This is a genomic window from Cyanothece sp. BG0011, assembly GCF_003013815.1.
In the GTDB taxonomy this organism is placed as follows: Bacteria; Cyanobacteriota; Cyanobacteriia; order Cyanobacteriales; family Microcystaceae; genus Crocosphaera.
This window is the reverse complement of sequence record NZ_PRLH01000166.1, coordinates 1-16,814: the sequence shown is the minus strand read 5'-3', so window position 1 is coordinate 16,814 and position 16,814 is coordinate 1. Positions and strand designations below refer to the sequence as shown.

Here is a 16,814-nt window from a genome sequence, read left to right as displayed (position 1 = left end):
GGCTGGCACACCGAGGCAGTACCCTTAACTTTGGCGAATACGCCCTACAAGCTACCGAACCCTCCTGGATTACCTCTCGTCAAATCGAAGCCGCCCGTCGTGCCATGACCCGTTATATCAAACGGGGGGGTAAAATTTGGATTCGCATTTTTCCCGATAAACCGGTGACCATGCGAGCAGCAGAAACCCGAATGGGGTCAGGGAAAGGCTCCCCAGAATACTGGGTGGCAGTGGTTAAACCAGGGCGGATTATGTTTGAACTCTCAGGGGTATCTGAACCCATCGCCCGTGAAGCCATGCGTCTGGCTGCTCAAAAACTCCCCATTAAAACTAAGTTTATTACGCGCCAAGAGGAGTATATCTAAACATGGCATTACCCAAGATAGAAGAAGTTAGACAACTGAGCGACGAAGAACTGGCAGAAGAAATTATCGCTACCAAGCGCAAACTCTTTGATCTCAGGTTTCAGCAAGCCACCCGCCAGTTAGAAAGCACCCACGAGTTTAAACATACCCGTCATCGGATGGCTCAATTATTAACCATCGAACGGGAACGACAACTCAACATTAACCAATCATCATCTACGTCAGCAGAGGAGGCGTAAGCTAATTATGGCAATTAAAGAAAGAGTTGGGGTAGTGGTCAGCACAAAAATGGATAAAACTGCAGTGGTTGCCGTAGAAAACCGCTCTCCTCACCCAAAATACGGGAAAATTGTCGTTAAAACCAAAAAATTTAAGGCACACGACCCCGAAAATCAATGTCAAGAAGGCGATCGCGTTCGCATTCGTGAAACTCGCCCCCTCAGCAAAACCAAACGCTGGGAAATCAAGACCATTTTAACCGCTCATTAAATGACCCTATTACTACCGTGATTCAACAGCAAACCTATCTCAATGTCGCTGACAATAGCGGAGCCCGTAAATTGATGTGTTTAAGGGTTCTCGGAACTGGTAATTGTCGCTATGGAGAAATTGGGGATAAAATCGTCGCCGTCGTCAAAGACGCACTCCCTAATATGCCCATTAAACGCTCTGATATCGTTACGGCCGTGATCGTACGGACTCGTCAACCTGTCAATCGGGCAAGCGGTATGAGTATTCGTTTTGACGATAATGCCGCCGTTATCATTAACGCCGATGGCAACCCCAGAGGAACCCGTGTTTTTGGTCCAGTGGCCAGAGAATTAAGGGATAAAAGTTACACAAAAATCGTATCCTTAGCCCCGGAGGTACTCTAAAATGAGCAAAAAAAAATCTCCTCAACGGTACAAAATGCACGTTAAAACAGGGGATACTATTCAAGTGATCTCAGGACGGGACAAAGGAAAAGTCGGAGAAGTTCTTAGAACCATCCCCACAACCAGTCAAGTTGTCGTCCAAGGGGTTAATGTCAGAACCAAGCACGTTAAACCCCAACAAGAAGGAGAATCTGGGCAAATCGCTACCTTTGAAGCCCCGATTCATAGTTCTAACGTAATGTTGTACTCCACCAAAGAACAGGTGGCCAGTCGCATTAGTTACACCTTCACCGAAGAAGGTAAAAAAGTACGAATGTTAAAGAAAACAGGGGAAATTATCGATTAAAATCGAAATTTCAAGAGTTAGGAATGAGAAACGCTTGTTTTTCAATAGCATGAACAACTGTTCTCCCTACTCCCTGCTCCCCTGCTATTCAAACGTTACCTTAATTTTCCACCGATCATTTAGTCGCCCCTGACCAAGCCCAGGGATGAGGAAAACTAACCATGGCTCAACCGAGACTTAAAACCTTTTATCAAGAAACCATTGTTTCCAAACTGCAACAGCAGTTTAGTTACAGCAACATCCACCAAGTCCCCAAAGTGGTCAAAATCACCATCAATCGAGGACTAGGAGAAGCATCCCAAAATGCCAAAGCCCTAGAATCTTCTATTAGCGAATTAGAGACAATTACGGGACAAAAACCCATTGTTACTCGCGCTAAAAAAGCGATCGCTGGCTTTAAAATCCGTGAAGGAATGCCTGTGGGGGTGATGGTCACCTTGCGCTCAGAAAAAATGTACGCTTTTCTAGATCGCCTGATTAACCTCGCCCTACCCCGAATTAGAGACTTCCGAGGCATTAGCCCGAAAAGCTTCGACGGACGGGGTAACTACAGTCTCGGCATTCGTGAACAACTTATTTTTCCAGAAATCGATTACGACACCATCGATCAAATTCGGGGCATGGATGTTTCCATCATTACCACAGCCCAGACTGATGAAGAAGGGCGTGCGTTACTCAAAGAAATGGGAATGCCCTTCCGCACCTAGTCAATCCCTTATTTTACAGGAGAAACTCATCAGCAATAATGGCACCTAACGACATCATCTCAGATATGCTTACCCGTATCCGCAACGCCTGTGCGGTACGCCACCCCACCACTGTTGTTCCCACCACTAAAATGACCCGCAGTATCGCCCAAGTTCTTAAAGAAGAGGGCTTTATTGAGGGATTTGAAGAAGCAGGAGAAGGGGTGAAAAAACATCTTGTCATTTCCCTAAAATATAAGTCACGAGGCCGTCAGCCCATTATCAACACCCTACAACGGGTAAGTAAACCAGGGTTACGGGTCTACTCCAATCGGAAAGACTTACCCCGTGTCTTAGGAGGCATTGGCATTGCCATTATTTCCACCTCCAAAGGGATTATGACCGACAGAGAAGCCCGTCGTCAAAACGTCGGAGGCGAAGTTCTCTGCTACGTTTGGTAGCACGAGCCAGCTATTCGAGTGTTGACAACTTAGTTTGACCTCAGTGATCACAGATATCCTAGAAAAAAATGTCTCGTATTGGTAAAAAACCCATTCCTCTGCCCAATAAAGTCACCGTCGACATTAAAGGGCAACATATCGATGTCAAAGGACCCAAGGGTTCTTTAGAATTAGATTTACCCTCACAAGTTACCGTCAACCAAGACGGAGAAACCGTACTGGTTGAACGGGTCGATGATTCTCGTGTCGCCCGTGAACGTCATGGACTGTTTCGTACCCTCGTAGCTAACATGGTAGAAGGGGTGTCTAAAGGCTTTGAAAAACGCCTCAGTATTCAAGGGGTTGGTTATCGGGCCCAAGCACAGGGGACTAAACTGACCCTCAATGTTGGCTACAGTAAACCCGTTGAAATGACCATGCCCAAAGGCATCAACGTCGCCGTGGAAAACAACACCCAAGTGGTCGTTAGCGGTATCGATAAAGAAATTGTCGGTAACATCGCCGCCAAAATTCGGGCAGTTCGTCCCCCCGAACCCTACAAAGGTAAAGGGATTCGTTATCAAGATGAATATGTCAGACGTAAAGCAGGTAAGGCAGGTAAGAAATAATTATGAAACCCACCAGAAAAGAATCTTTAAAACGTCGTCATCGACGCATTCGCAGGAAAGTCAGCGGCACCCCCGACTGCCCTCGTTTTAGCGGTTTTTCGCTCCAATCATCACATTTATGCCCAAATTATTGATGATGTCGCCCAACATACCTTAGCGGCAGCTTCTACCCTAGAACCGGACTTAAGAAATAGTCTCTCTTCTGGAGCCACCTGTGAAGCTTCAGCACAAGTGGGTAAATTAGTGGCCGAAAGAGGCATGGCTAAAGGCATTGAACAAGTGGTTTTTGATCGCGGTGGTAACTTATATCACGGTCGAGTTAAAGCCTTAGCCGAAGCCGCCCGGGAAGCTGGCTTACAGTTTTGAATCAAATCATTAATATTTTTCCTCAGTAATAAGGTAATTATTATGGCAAAAAGTCGCAGAAGTAACCGAGATAAGTCAAAAGACAGCAACTGGCAAGAACGAGTTATCCAAATTCGTCGCGTTAGTAAAGTGGTTAAAGGGGGTAAAAAATTAAGCTTCCGCGCCATTGTTGTGGTTGGCAATGAAAAAGGTCAAGTCGGCGTTGGTGTCGGTAAGGCCGGCGATGTTATCGGTGCTGTCCGTAAAGGGGTCGCTGATGGCAAAAAACAACTCATCGACGTTTCTTTAACGAAGTCCAGTTCCATTACCCACATCGCTAAAGGTGTATCCGGTGGAGCTAAAGTTATTGTCCGTCCCGCTGCTCCTGGTACAGGGGTAATTGCCGGGGGTGCAGTGAGAACCGTTTTAGAACTAGCAGGACTCAAAAATATTCTGGCCAAGCAGTTAGGCTCAAATAATCCCTTAAACAATGCTAGAGCCGTAATTAACGCCCTCGAAGGGTTACGGACTTTCTCAGAAGTCGCCCAAGAAAGAGGCGTTCCTCTAGAACATCTTTACAGTTAAATTGATACCCAAAAAATCCTATGAGAATACATGAAGTCAACCCCCAAAAAGGGTCAACAAAACGCCGTCGGCGCATCGGTCGGGGCATCTCCGCCGGTCAAGGAGCCAGTGGTGGCTTTGGAATGCGTGGACAAAAATCTCGCTCTGGTACCGGCACAAAAGCCGGTTTTGAAGGGGGACAAATGCCCCTCTATCGTCGCGTTCCTAAGTTAAAACACTTTCCCCTAGTTAACCCTAGTCATTACACCATTATTAATGTAGGTAAACTCAACAGTTTATCCCCGAATAAGGAAGTTACCCTCGAAAGCTTAATGGAAGTCGGGTTGATTACCAGTAATGATGGCCCTTTAAAGGTGTTGGGCGATGGTGAATTAACAGTTGCTTTGACGGTTAAAGCAGCAGCCTTTACCAAGTCAGCTAAAGCCAAAATTGAAAGTGCAGGAGGCAGTTGTCAAGATTTATCAGACACCTCCGACACCCCTAGCGATAACGAATAATGAATACTAACCCATGACCTCTCCCCCAGAGGAGAGGCTTAGTTTCTTAATTAAATGATTGGCTTCTTCGGCAAACTAAGAAAACCAATTAAACAAAATTATCAACTATCAATTATTAATTATCAATTATTAATTGTTTGGTAAAATATCACCAATAATAAATAATCGTTAATCACTGAGGTTGCCATTAATGGTTGTCAGTCGAGAGAAAACACCTACCGCACAAGAAACCTTTTTACAAATGGCTCAAGCAGCCGGTCTGCGAGGGCGGTTGTTAATTACCATAGGTTTATTAATTTTAGTTCGTTTTGGCATTTTTATTCCGATTCCTGGCATTGATCGGGCTAAATTTGTGTCTGCTATTAGCAATAACCAAGTATTGGGATTTTTAGACATCTTTACCGGGGGAGGGATTTCTACATTGGGTATTTTTGCCCTGGGAATTCTTCCTTTTATTAATGCCTCGATTATCATGCAGTTGTTAACGGCTGCTATCCCTTCTTTAGAAGATTTACAGAAAAATGAAGGAGAAGCCGGCCGACGAAAAATTTCCCAAATCACCCGTTATGTGGCCGCTGGCTGGGCTGTTATTCAAAGTACAGCCATTACGGTGGGGTTATTGCGAGAATATGCCTTAACCGATACCATTTGGTTTGTTCCTGAAACGGTTTTAGCATTAACTGCTGGTTCCATGTTTGTCATGTGGGTATCAGAGTTAATTACAGAACGAGGCATCGGTAATGGAGCATCTTTATTGATTTTTGTCAATATTGTGGCTAGTTTGCCCAGAACCCTGGGACAAACCATTGATTATGCCCAAACAGGAGGACGACAAGCCGTAGCGCAAGTGGTGATCCTTTTATTAGTGTTCTTGGTCATGATTGTCGGTATTGTCTTCGTCCAAGAAGGAACCCGACGCATCCCCATTATCTCAGCCCGTCGTCAAGTGGGACGGAAGCTTTACCGCGAAAGAACCAGCTACTTACCCCTACGACTGAATCAAGGGGGTGTGATGCCTATTATTTTCGCCTCTGCGGTGTTGATTTTACCCCAATCTTTGGCCGGATTTTTTGGAGATGAAGGTCCATTTAGTCAAGTGTTGATTCAAGTGGCGAACGCCTTGCGTCCGGGAACTTGGGTTTATGTAGGGGTTTATTCTGCGTTAATCCTATTCTTTAGTTATTTCTACGCTTCTTTAATCGTTAACCCTGAAGATGTGTCGAAAAACTTGAAAAAAATGGGGTCTAGTATTCCTGGTATTCGTCCAGGGGAAAAAACGAAGCAATATCTCGAAGGAGTTCTTAACCGTTTAACTTTCCTGGGGGCGATCTTTTTGAGTTTTGTGGCAACCGTTCCCACCTTAGTCGAAGGAGCAACCGGTGTCACCACCTTCCGAGGGTTAGGGGCAACTTCTCTCCTCATTCTGGTTGGGGTAGCCATTGATACAGCCAAACAAATTCAAACCTATGTCATCTCTCAACGTTATGAGGGCATGATCAAACAGTAAAACATGGGGGAAGAGGAACCACAAGTTCCTTAACCCTACTTTCAATAGAATAACTAATACAACAGTAACAAGATTATGAGTACAGGGAAGGGATTGATTTTTTTGGGGCCGCCCGGTTCAGGGAAAGGAACCCAAGCCCAACAACTATCAGAAGCGTTTAAGATTCCCCACATTTCCACCGGAGAAATGTTACGAGAAGCCATTGCCCAACAAACAGCTTTAGGGCAAAAAGCTCAAACTTATGTCGATAAAGGGGAGTTAGTGCCTGATGAGTTATTGTTAGATTTAATTGAAGACCGCTTAAATCACGAAGACGCTCAACAGGGCTGGATTTTAGATGGATTTCCTCGTAACCTTCCTCAAGCTGAATTTTTAGATCAATTACTCCATAAATTCAACAAGTTTTCCCAACAGGCGATCAACCTAGACGTTCCCGATGAGGTGATTATTGATCGTTTGTTATTACGAGGGCGAAAAGATGATAACGAACAGACCATTCGCCGTCGTTTAGAAGTTTACCGAGAAAAAACCCAACCTGTCCTTGATTATTATCGTCAACACGACAGATTATCTTGTATTGACGGTAACCGTCAATTAGAAGAAGTTACAACCACTCTTAAAGAAGTAGTGACTTAAGACAAGAATGAAATTCGGTAAAAAGCCAAGAACAATAAGGAGGTTTGCTAAGATATGTAAGGGAAAGTTGATCGTGACCCTTCTTTTATGATAAAGAAAAGTCCGACCCTCATGGTAATTCATCTTTTCCTAATTATACTATTTGAGGCATCAGATTGTGTCAAAACAAGACTTAATTGAAATGGAAGGAACCGTAACCGAGTCTCTTCCTAATGCAATGTTCCGAGTGGATCTCGACAACGGATTTAATGTGTTAGCCCACATTTCCGGAAAGATTCGCCGTAACTACATTAAAATTCTGCCAGGCGATCGGGTTAAAGTAGAATTAACCCCCTACGATCTCACCAAAGGGAGAATTACTTATCGGCTAAAAGGTAGTAAAAAGTAAGATGCTAGGGGGATCAAACTCCCCTCATTAGCCTCTCTTAAATTACTATTATAGCTGACACAAAAAAGCAAAATTTGCTATAATAATAAGCTTGCAGTCCTGCTGTAGAAAAATCCATGAAAGTCAGACCATCAGTCAAAAAAATGTGCGAAAAATGTCGCGTTATACGGCGACGGGGGAAAGTCATGGTTCTGTGTACTAACCCGAAACATAAGCAACGTCAGGGTTAGAATGACCTTTCCTAAAAAACTAGAGAAACATTAGGCAAACAAGAACACGCTAAGAGGGAAAACAAAAGTGGCAAGGATATCTGGTGTTGACCTGCCAAGAGATAAACGAGTCGAAATTGGCTTAACTTATCTATATGGTATTGGTTTATCACGATCTCAAGAAATTTTAGCAGAAACCGGTGTCAACCCTGACACCCGTGTACGGGATTTAAGCGACGAAGACGTAGCCAAATTACGGGCTTATATCGAAAACAACTATCAAATCGAAGGGGATTTGAGACGTTGGGAAGCCATGAATATTAAGCGATTGGCTGACATTGGCACCTATCGAGGCCGTCGTCATCGTCAAGGACTTCCCGTCAGAGGACAACGAACAAGAACCAACGGACGGACTCGTCGAGGTAGACGGGTAACTGTGGCAGGGAAGAAAAAAGCTCCCTCTAAGAAATAATCAGCATCCATTAGCAGTTCAGTTACAGAGAAATTTCAGCGAAAGATTATGGCGCGACCAACGAAAAAAGGCGGACCCAAAAAACAAAAGAAAAACGTTCCTAACGGGGTGGCTCACATTCAGTCCACCTTCAACAATACCATTATCACCATTTCCGATACGAGAGGAGATGTGATTTCTTGGTCTTCGGCCGGAGCAAGTGGCTTCAAAGGGGCTAAAAAAGGGACTCCCTTTGCTGCACAAACCGCAGCCGACTCGGCAGCCCGTCGAGCCATCGACCAAGGTATGCGACAAATAGAAGTGATGGTAAGCGGACCCGGTGCCGGTAGAGAAACAGCCATCCGCGCACTACAAGGGGCAGGATTAGAAATTACGCTAATTCGAGATGTTACCCCCATTCCCCATAACGGTTGTCGTCCGCCAAAACGACGTAGAGTTTAGCCAGCCCTGCCCATCTTTATCACACTATGAATATTTGGCGTTAAGACAGACACGAACCATTGTGTCTGGGAGGCATTTGACAATGAAGGGAGGTCACTAAACGTGGCGCAATTTCAGATTGAGTGTATAGAATCTAAGACTCAAAAAAATCAGAGTCAATATAGTAAATTTGTTCTGGAGCCATTGGAACGGGGTCAAGGGACAACCATTGGTAATGCCCTGAGACGGGTATTATTAGCCAACTTAGAAGGAACAGCCGTCACTGCCATTCGCATCGGCGGAGTCAATCACGAATTTGCTACCATTCCAGGGGTCAGAGAAGATGTCTTAGAAATCATGTTAAACATGAAAGAGATCGTCCTCAAAAGTTATACTGATCAGCCCCAGATTGGTCGCTTGGTAGCGACGGGGGCAGCCCATGTCACCGCCGGCCAGTTCGATTTACCCTCAGAAGTAGAAGTCATTAATCCCACTCAACCCATTGCCACCCTCACTGAGGGAGCAAAATTAGAGATGGAATTTCGCATTGAGAAGGGAGTGGGCTATGTCCCCGTAGAAAGGTCTAACGACGAACCCACAGCCCTCGACTTCTTACAGATCGATGCTGTATTTATGCCAGTCACCAAGGTAAATTACAGTGTAGAGAGCATTCGCGGAGAAGAAGGGGAAGCTAAAGACCGTCTCATGTTGGAAATTTGGACGAATGGGAGTTTTAACCCCAAAGAAGCCTTATCCAGAGCAGCAGACATCTTAGTAGACCTATTTAATCCCCTCAAAGACCTCAATCAACTCGAAACTGCCGTTCCTGAATACCCAGACGAAGAAAATCCTCAAAGTCAGATCCCCATCGAAGAATTGCAGTTGTCTGTACGGGCTTATAATTGCTTAAAACGGGCGCAAATCAATACGGTGGCTGACTTATTAGACTATAGTCAAGAGGATCTCTTAGAAATTAAAAACTTTGGGCAAAAATCGGCAGAAGAAGTGATTGAAGCCTTACAAAAACGGTTGGGGATTACCTTGCCCCAAGAAAAAGCAAAAGCTTAAGGTTTGATCAATCATGGCCTAAAGGGGCTGATTGATCATTCTGACGGTTCCATTAGTATAGGGAGGAAAAAACTATGCGTCATCGGTGTCGTGTCCCTCAATTGGGAAAACCTGCCGACCAACGAAAAGCTCTATTGCGATCGCTGACAACAGAGTTAATTCGTCATGGTCAAATTAAAACCACAAAAACCCGTGCCAAAGCGGTGCGTTCAGAAGTTGAACGAATGATCACCCTAGCCAAAGATGGCTCACTATCCGCTAGACGTAGAGCCATTGGTTATCTTTACGACAAACAATTAGTTCATGCTTTGTTTGCTGAAGCACCCGAACGTTACAGCAACCGTAAGGGAGGGTACACCCGCATTGTCCGCACCATTCGCCGCCGGGGAGATAATGCGGAAATGGCGATCATTGAGTTAATGTAAGGTCTTGTTGCCAAAGCGGTCACAAGGTTGGTCTATGGATAGTTTAAAGCAACAACCAAACCGAAAACGAGTTGCCCTGGTGATTCAATATCAGGGAACCCGATTTCATGGTTGGCAACGACAACCTAACCAACGGACCGTTCAAGAAGACATTGAAAGTAGCATTGCTCAAGTATTAGGCTATCACAGTCCCATTCATGGGGCAGGCCGAACCGATGCAGGAGTTCACGCTGCTGCTCAAGTAGCCCATTTTGACGATGTTAGTCCGATTCCTCCCCAACGGTGGGCAGATATTTTAAACCAACGTCTACCCGATGATATTTTAATTCGGGGATCGGCCGAAGTTCCACTAACTTGGCACGCTCGATTCTCAGCCTTATGGCGACGTTACCGTTATACCTTCTACACCGATAACTGTCCGAATCTGTTTGTGAAACCCTTGACTTGGCACTATTATTATGAGCCTTTAGACGTAGAATTGATGCAAAAGGCATTAATTCCCTTATTAGGAGGTCATGATTTAACGGCCTTTCGTCGTGCCGGTTCTAAGCGTCATCATTCTTGGGTAGAAGTCCAAGAGACTCAATGTTATCGTCAAGGACCGTTTATTCATTTAGAAATTCAAGCCAACGGATTTTTATATGGAATGGTGCGGTTATTGGTGGGACTCTTAGTAGAAGTAGGAAGCGGTAAGCGATCGCTGGCCAACTTTAATGAGATTTGGCAAAATCAACAGCGTGAACAAGTTAAATATTCTGCCCCTGCCAAGGGTTTATGTTTATTAAGAGTGGGTTATCCTAATTTTCCCTTACCAACTTCAATTTGGTTTGAGACTCAACCCTTATTTGTTTTTAAAGGGAATGGGGAACAGCAAAAACGCAGTGGAGTTATGACCTAATCTTTACTTTCTAACTCCTGATGTCAACTAAAAAAACACTCTAGTTAATTTTTTACTTTCGTATTATCCATGACTAAAACCATTACACCATCACCGGAAATACTCGACCAGAAATGGTACGTTATTGACGCAACTGATCAGCGTCTAGGGCGACTTGCTTGTGAAGTCGCTAAAATTCTACGGGGCAAAAATAAGCCAACTTATACCCCCCACATGGATACAGGGGATTTTGTTATCATTATTAATGCTGACAAAATTGTCGTCACCGGCCGCAAAAGCACTCAAAAATTATATCGTCGTCACTCCGGAAGACCCGGAGGGATGAAAATTGAAACCTTTGACAAGCTACAACAACGAATTCCTGAGAGAATTATTGAAAAAGCGGTTAAAGGGATGTTGCCGAAAAACGCTTTAGGCCGTCAACTTTTTACTAAGTTAAAAGTGTATCCAGGACCAAACCATCCTCATCAAGCTCAAAAACCAGAAGAATTAACCCTTAATACGATTCCCAACGGAGATAAATAATGCAAGCAACCGAAAATAAAGAAAAAGTGGTTTACTGGGGAACCGGTCGTCGTAAGTCCGCAGTGGCCAGAGTTCGTCTAGTCCCTGGTAGTGGCGAAATTATCGTTAATAAAAAGCCAGGAGAGATTTACTTTAACCGCATTCCTAGCTACATTCAAGGGATTAAAGGCCCTCTAGAAACGTTAGGATTAGAAAATGATTATGATATCCTGGTTAATGCTCACGGTGGCGGTTTAACCGGTCAAGCGGATGCCGTAAAATTAGGAGTCGCTAGAGCCTTATGTGAGTTAGCCCCTGAAAATCGTCCTCCCCTCAAAGCAGAAGGTTATTTAACCCGTGATCCTCGGGCGAAAGAACGGAAGAAATACGGCTTACACAAAGCCCGTAAAGCTCCTCAATACTCTAAACGATAATTCAATCATTCATTCATTTAGTAAGGAGATAAAGATTATGGCAAAACCTGATATTCATCCCACCTGGTATCCAGAAGCTAAGGTTATTTGTAACGGTGAAGTAGTGATGACCGTCGGATCGACTCAACCTGAAATTAATGTTGAAGTTTGGTCTGGTAATCATCCTTTCTATACCGGAACTCAGAAGATTATCGATACCGAGGGACGGGTAGATCGTTTCCAGAAACGTTACGCTATGATTGGCAAAAAAAGCAAGAAAAAAGCACCCCAGGCAGATGCTTCGGAAGAAAAATAGCGGCTCAGATTACGTTATGGACCCAGCAGAAGCTCTGCTGGGTTATTGTTTATTTTTAGTCAACAATGAACAGTGAGCAATAATTAATAACTGGTAACTGATAATTAAGCTACTGTTAGATTAGAAGATTGAAGGAAAGAAATATTATGGCTGAATCCTATTTATTAGAAAAATTACAATCCGTTGAACAAACTTATCAAGAATTGACTCGACGTTTGGCTGATCCGGATATCGCCACTAACCCCGATGAATTACAACGGGTGGCTAAAGCGCGATCGTCCTTAGAAGAAACAGTTAATACTTATAAAACTTGGCAAGAAACCCAAGAAGAACTCAAAGGAGCTAAACAAATTGTTAAAGAAGCCGGTGGCGACCCTGAAATGAGGGAAATGGCCGCGATGGAAGTGAGTGAGTTAGAAGAAAAGTCACAAGAATTAGAAGAACGCTTAAAAATCCTCTTGTTACCCCGTGATCCTAATGATGATAAGAATATTATGTTAGAAATTCGCGCCGGAACCGGTGGGGATGAAGCCAGTATATGGGCTGGAGATTTAGTGAGAATGTACTCTCGTTATGCTGAATCCCAAAAATGGAATGTCAAACTGGTGAGCGAGTCTTTAGCGGATATGGGTGGCTTTAAAGAGGCTATTTTAGAGATCACGGGAGATCAAGTTTACAGTAAACTTAAATTTGAAGCCGGGGTTCATCGGGTGCAACGGGTTCCGGTAACCGAAGCAGGGGGACGGGTTCATACGTCTACGGCAACGGTAGCTATTATGCCAGAAGTAGATGAAGTGGAAATTCAAATTGATCCTAAGGATATTGAAATGAGTACAGCGCGATCCGGGGGTGCTGGTGGACAAAATGTTAACAAGGTAGAAACGGCGGTAGACTTGTTTCATAAACCCACAGGAATTCGGATTTTTTGTACTGAAGAGCGATCGCAATTGCAAAACCGTGAACGAGCGATGCAAATTTTACGGGCTAAATTGTATGAAGCCAAGTTACGAGAACAACAAGAGGCCGTGAGTTCCATGCGGCGATCGCAGGTAGGAACGGGATCACGTTCTGAAAAAATTCGCACTTATAACTATAAGGATAATCGAGTAACCGATCACCGTTTGGGTCAAAACTTCGCTTTAGCAGGAGCTTTAGAAGGTAATATTGATAATATTATCGAGACTTGTATTTCTCAAGATCAACAAGAACGTTTAGCTGAGTTGGCTAATTCTCCTGAAACGGCAGATTCTATTACCTAATATGACTTAGGGGTTATTTTTTCATTGAAGGAGAATAGTGATGACCATTATTAAGTGTCTTCATACGGCTATTTTAGTGTCTGATTTAGAAAAAGCAGAGCAATTTTATGGCAGCGTTTTAGGGTTAGAAAAGGTTGATCGCAATTTAAAATATCCTGGGGTTTGGTATCAAATCGGAGATTATCAAATTCATTTAATGGTACATCCTGGCTTTAATTTTACCTTACCGAATCAGGAAAAATGGGGAAGAAATCCCCATTTTTCCCTGGCAACTGATAACCTCAGTGATATTATTGCTCGTTTACAAAGTCGCGGTTATCCTGTTCAAATGAGTCAGTCAGGAAGAGCAGCCTGTTTCACAAAAGATTTTGATGGCAATGTGATAGAAATTAGTCAAATTTAAAAACTTCCTGGTAAGATAAATCTCCCTCCTATCACTAAAAATCCTAAAACCGTAGCAATTAAAAGACCAATTAATGTCCAAATTAATGCCCAAATTAATTGCCAAATTTGATCTTGTTGTGAGATTTTAATCTCTTTTATATCTTCTTTGAGAGCATTAATTTCTACTTTTAAGATTTCTCTTTCTCCTTTAGCTTCTGTTAAATCAATTTTGATGTCTTTGACATCTTTCTGTAAACTATCTAATTTTTTATTAATATCTGTTAGAAGTTCGACTAAATCTTTTTCAATGGTCATTATTATCTTTTTTTTTCATCGTTTAAACATTATTAATTGAGCTATAAAATGTTTATTTTGTCAAGTACATTTTAACTTTCAAAATGTTATTTATTTTAAAGGATTTGTTTTTAAAATAGTGATCAAGATATAACTAACTTCATAGTATTTTGGGATTATCATTATGTAGCAAAAATTGATTGATCATCACGAAAAGCTTTAAATTCCAGCGCATTGCCACTAGGATCTAAAAAAAACATCGTTGCTTGTTCCCCGACTTCCCCTTTGAATCTAATATAGGGTTCAATAACAAAACTAATCTGAGATTCTTTTAATTTTTCAGACAAAATTTGCCATTCTTTCATGTCTAAAATCACGCCCCAATGTTGCACAGGAACCTGTTTTCCATCGACTAAATTTGTCGAAACTTCTTGACTATTTTGAGAACAAAGATGTGCTGTAACTTGATGACCAAATAAATTAAAATCAATCCAATGTTCTGAAGTTCTTCCTATTGTACAACCTAAAATAGTCTCATAAAAATATCTAGTTTCTTCTAGATTAATCACTGGGAAAGCAACATGAAAAGGTCTAATAGTCATTTTTGATAGTCCTTTCAAATAAGTTCGAGACAGACCGAATGTGAGCATCCTGCTCACTATATTAACAACAAAGTGCTAGGTTTTGTGTTATTTCTATTTGAATTAACGATACTATATCTTTTTTGTTTAATTTTCGGTATTTGAATAGCAAAAATAGTAATAGGATGAACAGATTAGACTGTCGAAAACAGTTGCTCACCCTATTAACAAATAATCTCTAATCTCCAACAGTATGACCAGATGCTGTTATTATTTCTTTAATCGTTTCTGTGGAAGCATCAGTATCTACCGTCACCATTTTTGAATCTACATCAACAGAAACTTTTGCTTCTGGTTCGTGTACTTCAATGGCTTTTGTAATAGTATCAGCGCAACCACCACAAGCAATACTGGGAACTTTTAAAGTTATGGTCATAATCAATTAACTGCGGGTAATTTTACTCTTCGATTTTAATTTTATAATGCTTAAAACTGCAATATTTTAACAAAAAGTTTGTTTTGGCTAACTCTTATTAATTTCTTGCTTTTAAAGCATTAATTTCTGCTAAAGCAGCCTCAGAAGCCATTTTTTCTCCCATTTCATCCCAAATTTCTGCCGCTTTTTGAAAGTCAGCGATCGCCTTGTTCGTTTCTCCTAGATCAATAAACGCTAATCCTCGGTTATAATAAGCTTCTCCATACATGGGATCAATGGTTACAGCGTGAGTAAAGTCAATTTTTGCCAATTCTGGGCTTCCTGAGTTAAGATGAGCGAGTCCTAAATTATTTTGAGCAAAAGCGTCGTTAGGATTAATGTTCAAAGCCTTTTCATAATCTGCGATCGCCTTTTCATCTTCTCCCAATTGTAGATAAACATTGCCTCGATTAACATAAGCTTGAACCATTTCGGGATCTAATTTCAAAGCGGTTGTAAAATCGGCCAATGCTTTTTCAAACTGCCCTAAACTACTATAAGCAAAACCTCGATTAAAATAAGCGTTAATATCCTGGGGATTTTGGGCAAGAACTTGATTAAAATCGTCTACTGCAGATTGATAATTACCTTGACGGCTTTTTTCAATCCCTTGCTGTACCATTTCTACTGTATCCACTGTCAAGACAGAAGATTCAATGGGAACCGACGATGATTGATGGTTACAACCGATGACGAAACTAATCACTAACAATGATAATCCTAACGAAAATAAATTAGTCAAAGGATTCTTTTTTTGGGAAGTGTCTGAACTAGAACATCCCGAAACTCTAACGACTTGATGCAAATAATTAAACATTGAACTAAATTAGGCTTATTAAAAGGAGTGTAACTGACTACCTGTGAACGTTTCAATGGAACTCTATCCTGACTTTATTGATCAATAGACATAGAACCTACTATTTTGTCAACTAGACAAATTTAAAATAACTAGGTATATTAGCCTAGATGTATATCGTGTGGTGAGGAACAGTACACCGTGAAGAAAATATCATTATCTATCTTGATGATAGCGTTAGCTGCTATGCCCATCAAAGCACAAACAGCCACTTATTATGCGTCTCATTATCAAGGACAGAAAACAGCCTCAGGGGTACGCTTTAATAATAATGCTATGATGGCGGCTCATCCTAGTTTGCCGTTTGGGACAAAAGTTAAAGTGACCAATCGTAAAACAGGCAAAAGTGTGATTGTCCGTATTGTAGATCGTTGTCGTTGTAGTTTAGATTTATCTCAAAGTGCTTTTAGAACCATTGGTTCTTTAAAATCAGGCAGAATTCCTGTTAAAATGACAATATTAAATTAATAAAAATTTAAGTATTCTAAGTTATCAATTAATTTTTGTGAGGGACAATTCATTAATTGTCCCTTTTATGATGAGGTTCAACAAAAGAGCTAGTGACTCACAGCAATCACTAGCTAAACTTAAATTATATTCAGATTGTTAAAACCTTAGTTACCATTACCAACAAAAGCAACAGTTAAGCTATCATGGGTTAGGAAATGGTCTAAGTGATAAGCCCGTTCTTCAGTTTCAAGTAGAATTTCTTCAAGTTGATGACGAGTAGCTCTGTCTCCTAAGCTTTCAGCTTGGGCGGCTTGGCTACGTAGAACCTTAATAATTGCTTGTTCTGCAGCTAAGTCATGTTCAACCATTTTCCGACAGTCATACATCCCATCTTCTTCTGGTTCAAACAGCAGAGTTCAGACAGTTTGCTGAAACTCGCTACAGGGATACCACCCAATCCGTTTAAGCGTTCAGCTAAATCATGAACATGA

At 42.0% G+C, this 16,814-nt stretch carries 29 protein-coding genes and 2 pseudogenes; 26 read left to right on the top strand and 5 right to left on the bottom strand.

The genetic code is table 11. The annotated features are described in order from the left end of the window. Nucleotides 1-2: 2 nt before the first annotated feature. The 25 genes and pseudogenes from rplP to C4E06_RS21300 all read left to right on the top strand — a co-directional run bounded on the left by rplP (nucleotide 3) and on the right by C4E06_RS21300 (nucleotide 13,686). Nucleotides 3-365: a 50S ribosomal protein L16 gene (rplP, locus tag C4E06_RS21420; protein WP_198648922.1), complete on the top strand. Its 363-nt coding sequence runs from the start codon at nucleotides 3-5 to the stop codon at nucleotides 363-365. 2 nt (nucleotides 366-367) lie between these two features. Continuing rightward, a complete protein-coding gene (gene rpmC, locus C4E06_RS21415; RefSeq protein ID WP_107670445.1) occupies nucleotides 368-604 on the top strand; it encodes a 50S ribosomal protein L29 in 237 nt (78 codons plus the stop codon). Nucleotides 605-611: 7 nt separating this feature from the next. Continuing rightward, the gene (rpsQ, locus tag C4E06_RS21410; RefSeq protein ID WP_107670444.1) at nucleotides 612-854 is read left to right on the top strand and encodes a 30S ribosomal protein S17; all 243 of its coding nucleotides are present in this window, start codon (nucleotides 612-614) and stop codon (nucleotides 852-854) included. Between the two features lie 17 nt (nucleotides 855-871). After that, nucleotides 872-1,240 carry a 50S ribosomal protein L14 gene (gene rplN / locus C4E06_RS21405; protein ID WP_008275479.1) on the top strand — a complete coding sequence of 123 codons (369 nt, stop codon included), beginning with the start codon at nucleotides 872-874 and terminating at the stop codon, nucleotides 1,238-1,240. Nucleotide 1,241: 1 nt separating this feature from the next. Next, the gene (gene rplX, locus C4E06_RS21400) at nucleotides 1,242-1,586 is read left to right on the top strand and encodes a 50S ribosomal protein L24 (protein WP_107670443.1); all 345 of its coding nucleotides are present in this window, start codon (nucleotides 1,242-1,244) and stop codon (nucleotides 1,584-1,586) included. Nucleotides 1,587-1,747: 161 nt separating this feature from the next. Beyond that, nucleotides 1,748-2,293 (top strand): 50S ribosomal protein L5, encoded by a 546-nt coding sequence (gene rplE, locus C4E06_RS21395; RefSeq protein WP_107670442.1) that lies wholly within the window; start codon nucleotides 1,748-1,750, stop codon nucleotides 2,291-2,293. A gap of 38 nt (nucleotides 2,294-2,331) precedes the next feature. Continuing rightward, nucleotides 2,332-2,733 (top strand): 30S ribosomal protein S8, encoded by a 402-nt coding sequence (rpsH, locus tag C4E06_RS21390; RefSeq protein ID WP_107670441.1) that lies wholly within the window; start codon nucleotides 2,332-2,334, stop codon nucleotides 2,731-2,733. A gap of 68 nt (nucleotides 2,734-2,801) precedes the next feature. Beyond that, the gene (rplF, locus tag C4E06_RS21385) at nucleotides 2,802-3,341 is read left to right on the top strand and encodes a 50S ribosomal protein L6 (RefSeq protein WP_107670440.1); all 540 of its coding nucleotides are present in this window, start codon (nucleotides 2,802-2,804) and stop codon (nucleotides 3,339-3,341) included. Between the two features lie 2 nt (nucleotides 3,342-3,343). After that, nucleotides 3,344-3,707: pseudogene (rplR, locus tag C4E06_RS21380) on the top strand (50S ribosomal protein L18). 42 nt (nucleotides 3,708-3,749) lie between these two features. Beyond that, nucleotides 3,750-4,271, top strand: coding sequence for a 30S ribosomal protein S5 (gene rpsE, locus C4E06_RS21375; RefSeq protein ID WP_107670439.1), 522 nt, complete (start codon nucleotides 3,750-3,752; stop codon nucleotides 4,269-4,271). Nucleotides 4,272-4,291: 20 nt separating this feature from the next. Further along, a complete protein-coding gene (gene rplO / locus C4E06_RS21370) occupies nucleotides 4,292-4,768 on the top strand; it encodes a 50S ribosomal protein L15 (protein WP_107670438.1) in 477 nt (158 codons plus the stop codon). A 190-nt stretch (nucleotides 4,769-4,958) separates the two neighbouring features. Next, the gene (secY, locus tag C4E06_RS21365) at nucleotides 4,959-6,275 is read left to right on the top strand and encodes a preprotein translocase subunit SecY (RefSeq protein ID WP_107670437.1); all 1,317 of its coding nucleotides are present in this window, start codon (nucleotides 4,959-4,961) and stop codon (nucleotides 6,273-6,275) included. Between the two features lie 75 nt (nucleotides 6,276-6,350). After that, nucleotides 6,351-6,911 carry an adenylate kinase gene (locus C4E06_RS21360; protein ID WP_107670436.1) on the top strand — a complete coding sequence of 187 codons (561 nt, stop codon included), beginning with the start codon at nucleotides 6,351-6,353 and terminating at the stop codon, nucleotides 6,909-6,911. Nucleotides 6,912-7,068: 157 nt separating this feature from the next. After that, nucleotides 7,069-7,299: a translation initiation factor IF-1 gene (infA, locus tag C4E06_RS21355; RefSeq protein ID WP_007306424.1), complete on the top strand. Its 231-nt coding sequence runs from the start codon at nucleotides 7,069-7,071 to the stop codon at nucleotides 7,297-7,299. Nucleotides 7,300-7,415: 116 nt separating this feature from the next. Continuing rightward, complete coding sequence (rpmJ, locus tag C4E06_RS21350; RefSeq protein WP_008275490.1) at nucleotides 7,416-7,529, top strand: 50S ribosomal protein L36; 114 nt, start codon at nucleotides 7,416-7,418, stop codon at nucleotides 7,527-7,529. Between the two features lie 67 nt (nucleotides 7,530-7,596). Then, nucleotides 7,597-7,980, top strand: coding sequence for a 30S ribosomal protein S13 (gene rpsM / locus C4E06_RS21345; RefSeq protein WP_107670435.1), 384 nt, complete (start codon nucleotides 7,597-7,599; stop codon nucleotides 7,978-7,980). A 48-nt stretch (nucleotides 7,981-8,028) separates the two neighbouring features. Then, nucleotides 8,029-8,421, top strand: coding sequence for a 30S ribosomal protein S11 (rpsK, locus tag C4E06_RS21340; RefSeq protein WP_008275492.1), 393 nt, complete (start codon nucleotides 8,029-8,031; stop codon nucleotides 8,419-8,421). A 102-nt stretch (nucleotides 8,422-8,523) separates the two neighbouring features. Next, entirely contained in the window at nucleotides 8,524-9,468 is a 945-nt protein-coding gene (locus tag C4E06_RS21335) for a DNA-directed RNA polymerase subunit alpha (protein WP_107670434.1), read from the top strand. A 74-nt stretch (nucleotides 9,469-9,542) separates the two neighbouring features. Next, the gene (gene rplQ / locus C4E06_RS21330) at nucleotides 9,543-9,893 is read left to right on the top strand and encodes a 50S ribosomal protein L17 (protein ID WP_107670433.1); all 351 of its coding nucleotides are present in this window, start codon (nucleotides 9,543-9,545) and stop codon (nucleotides 9,891-9,893) included. Nucleotides 9,894-9,927: 34 nt separating this feature from the next. Beyond that, nucleotides 9,928-10,791, top strand: a complete 864-nt coding sequence (gene truA, locus C4E06_RS21325; RefSeq protein ID WP_107670432.1) for a tRNA pseudouridine(38-40) synthase TruA — start codon at nucleotides 9,928-9,930, stop codon at nucleotides 10,789-10,791. Between the two features lie 69 nt (nucleotides 10,792-10,860). Continuing rightward, nucleotides 10,861-11,316 carry a 50S ribosomal protein L13 gene (gene rplM, locus C4E06_RS21320; protein WP_107670431.1) on the top strand — a complete coding sequence of 152 codons (456 nt, stop codon included), beginning with the start codon at nucleotides 10,861-10,863 and terminating at the stop codon, nucleotides 11,314-11,316. After that, nucleotides 11,316-11,729: a 30S ribosomal protein S9 gene (rpsI, locus tag C4E06_RS21315; protein WP_107670430.1), complete on the top strand. Its 414-nt coding sequence runs from the start codon at nucleotides 11,316-11,318 to the stop codon at nucleotides 11,727-11,729. Before rplM ends, rpsI begins: the two co-directional genes overlap by 1 nt. 37 nt (nucleotides 11,730-11,766) lie before the next feature. Continuing rightward, on the top strand, nucleotides 11,767-12,024 hold the full coding sequence (gene rpmE / locus C4E06_RS21310; protein WP_107670429.1) for a 50S ribosomal protein L31: 258 nt from the start codon (nucleotides 11,767-11,769) through the stop codon (nucleotides 12,022-12,024). Nucleotides 12,025-12,170: 146 nt separating this feature from the next. Then, complete coding sequence (prfA, locus tag C4E06_RS21305; protein ID WP_107670428.1) at nucleotides 12,171-13,283, top strand: peptide chain release factor 1; 1,113 nt, start codon at nucleotides 12,171-12,173, stop codon at nucleotides 13,281-13,283. A 40-nt stretch (nucleotides 13,284-13,323) separates the two neighbouring features. After that, entirely contained in the window at nucleotides 13,324-13,686 is a 363-nt protein-coding gene (locus tag C4E06_RS21300) for a VOC family protein (RefSeq protein ID WP_107670427.1), read from the top strand. Here C4E06_RS21300 and C4E06_RS21295 read toward each other — a convergent pair. The 4 genes from C4E06_RS21295 to C4E06_RS21280 form a co-directional block, all read right to left on the bottom strand. After that, nucleotides 13,683-13,982, bottom strand: coding sequence for a hypothetical protein (locus tag C4E06_RS21295; RefSeq protein WP_198648921.1), 300 nt, complete (start codon nucleotides 13,980-13,982; stop codon nucleotides 13,683-13,685). The two genes, C4E06_RS21300 and C4E06_RS21295, sit on opposite strands and share 4 nt — an antisense overlap. A gap of 161 nt (nucleotides 13,983-14,143) precedes the next feature. Then, nucleotides 14,144-14,563 carry a VOC family protein gene (locus tag C4E06_RS21290; RefSeq protein WP_107670425.1) on the bottom strand — a complete coding sequence of 140 codons (420 nt, stop codon included), beginning with the start codon at nucleotides 14,561-14,563 and terminating at the stop codon, nucleotides 14,144-14,146. A gap of 217 nt (nucleotides 14,564-14,780) precedes the next feature. Continuing rightward, a complete protein-coding gene (locus C4E06_RS21285) occupies nucleotides 14,781-14,978 on the bottom strand; it encodes a heavy-metal-associated domain-containing protein (RefSeq protein ID WP_008275503.1) in 198 nt (65 codons plus the stop codon). Between the two features lie 97 nt (nucleotides 14,979-15,075). Further along, nucleotides 15,076-15,834 (bottom strand): tetratricopeptide repeat protein, encoded by a 759-nt coding sequence (locus C4E06_RS21280; protein ID WP_107670424.1) that lies wholly within the window; start codon nucleotides 15,832-15,834, stop codon nucleotides 15,076-15,078. A 231-nt stretch (nucleotides 15,835-16,065) separates the two neighbouring features. Here C4E06_RS21280 and C4E06_RS21275 point away from each other — a divergent pair, with 231 nt between their 5' ends. Beyond that, nucleotides 16,066-16,341 carry a septal ring lytic transglycosylase RlpA family protein gene (locus C4E06_RS21275; protein WP_370051352.1) on the top strand — a complete coding sequence of 92 codons (276 nt, stop codon included), beginning with the start codon at nucleotides 16,066-16,068 and terminating at the stop codon, nucleotides 16,339-16,341. Nucleotides 16,342-16,487: 146 nt separating this feature from the next. On the opposite strand, the pseudogene C4E06_RS21270 reads toward C4E06_RS21275, so the two are convergent. After that, nucleotides 16,488-16,814, bottom strand: a pseudogene (locus tag C4E06_RS21270) (ferritin-like domain-containing protein); the annotation flags it as partial.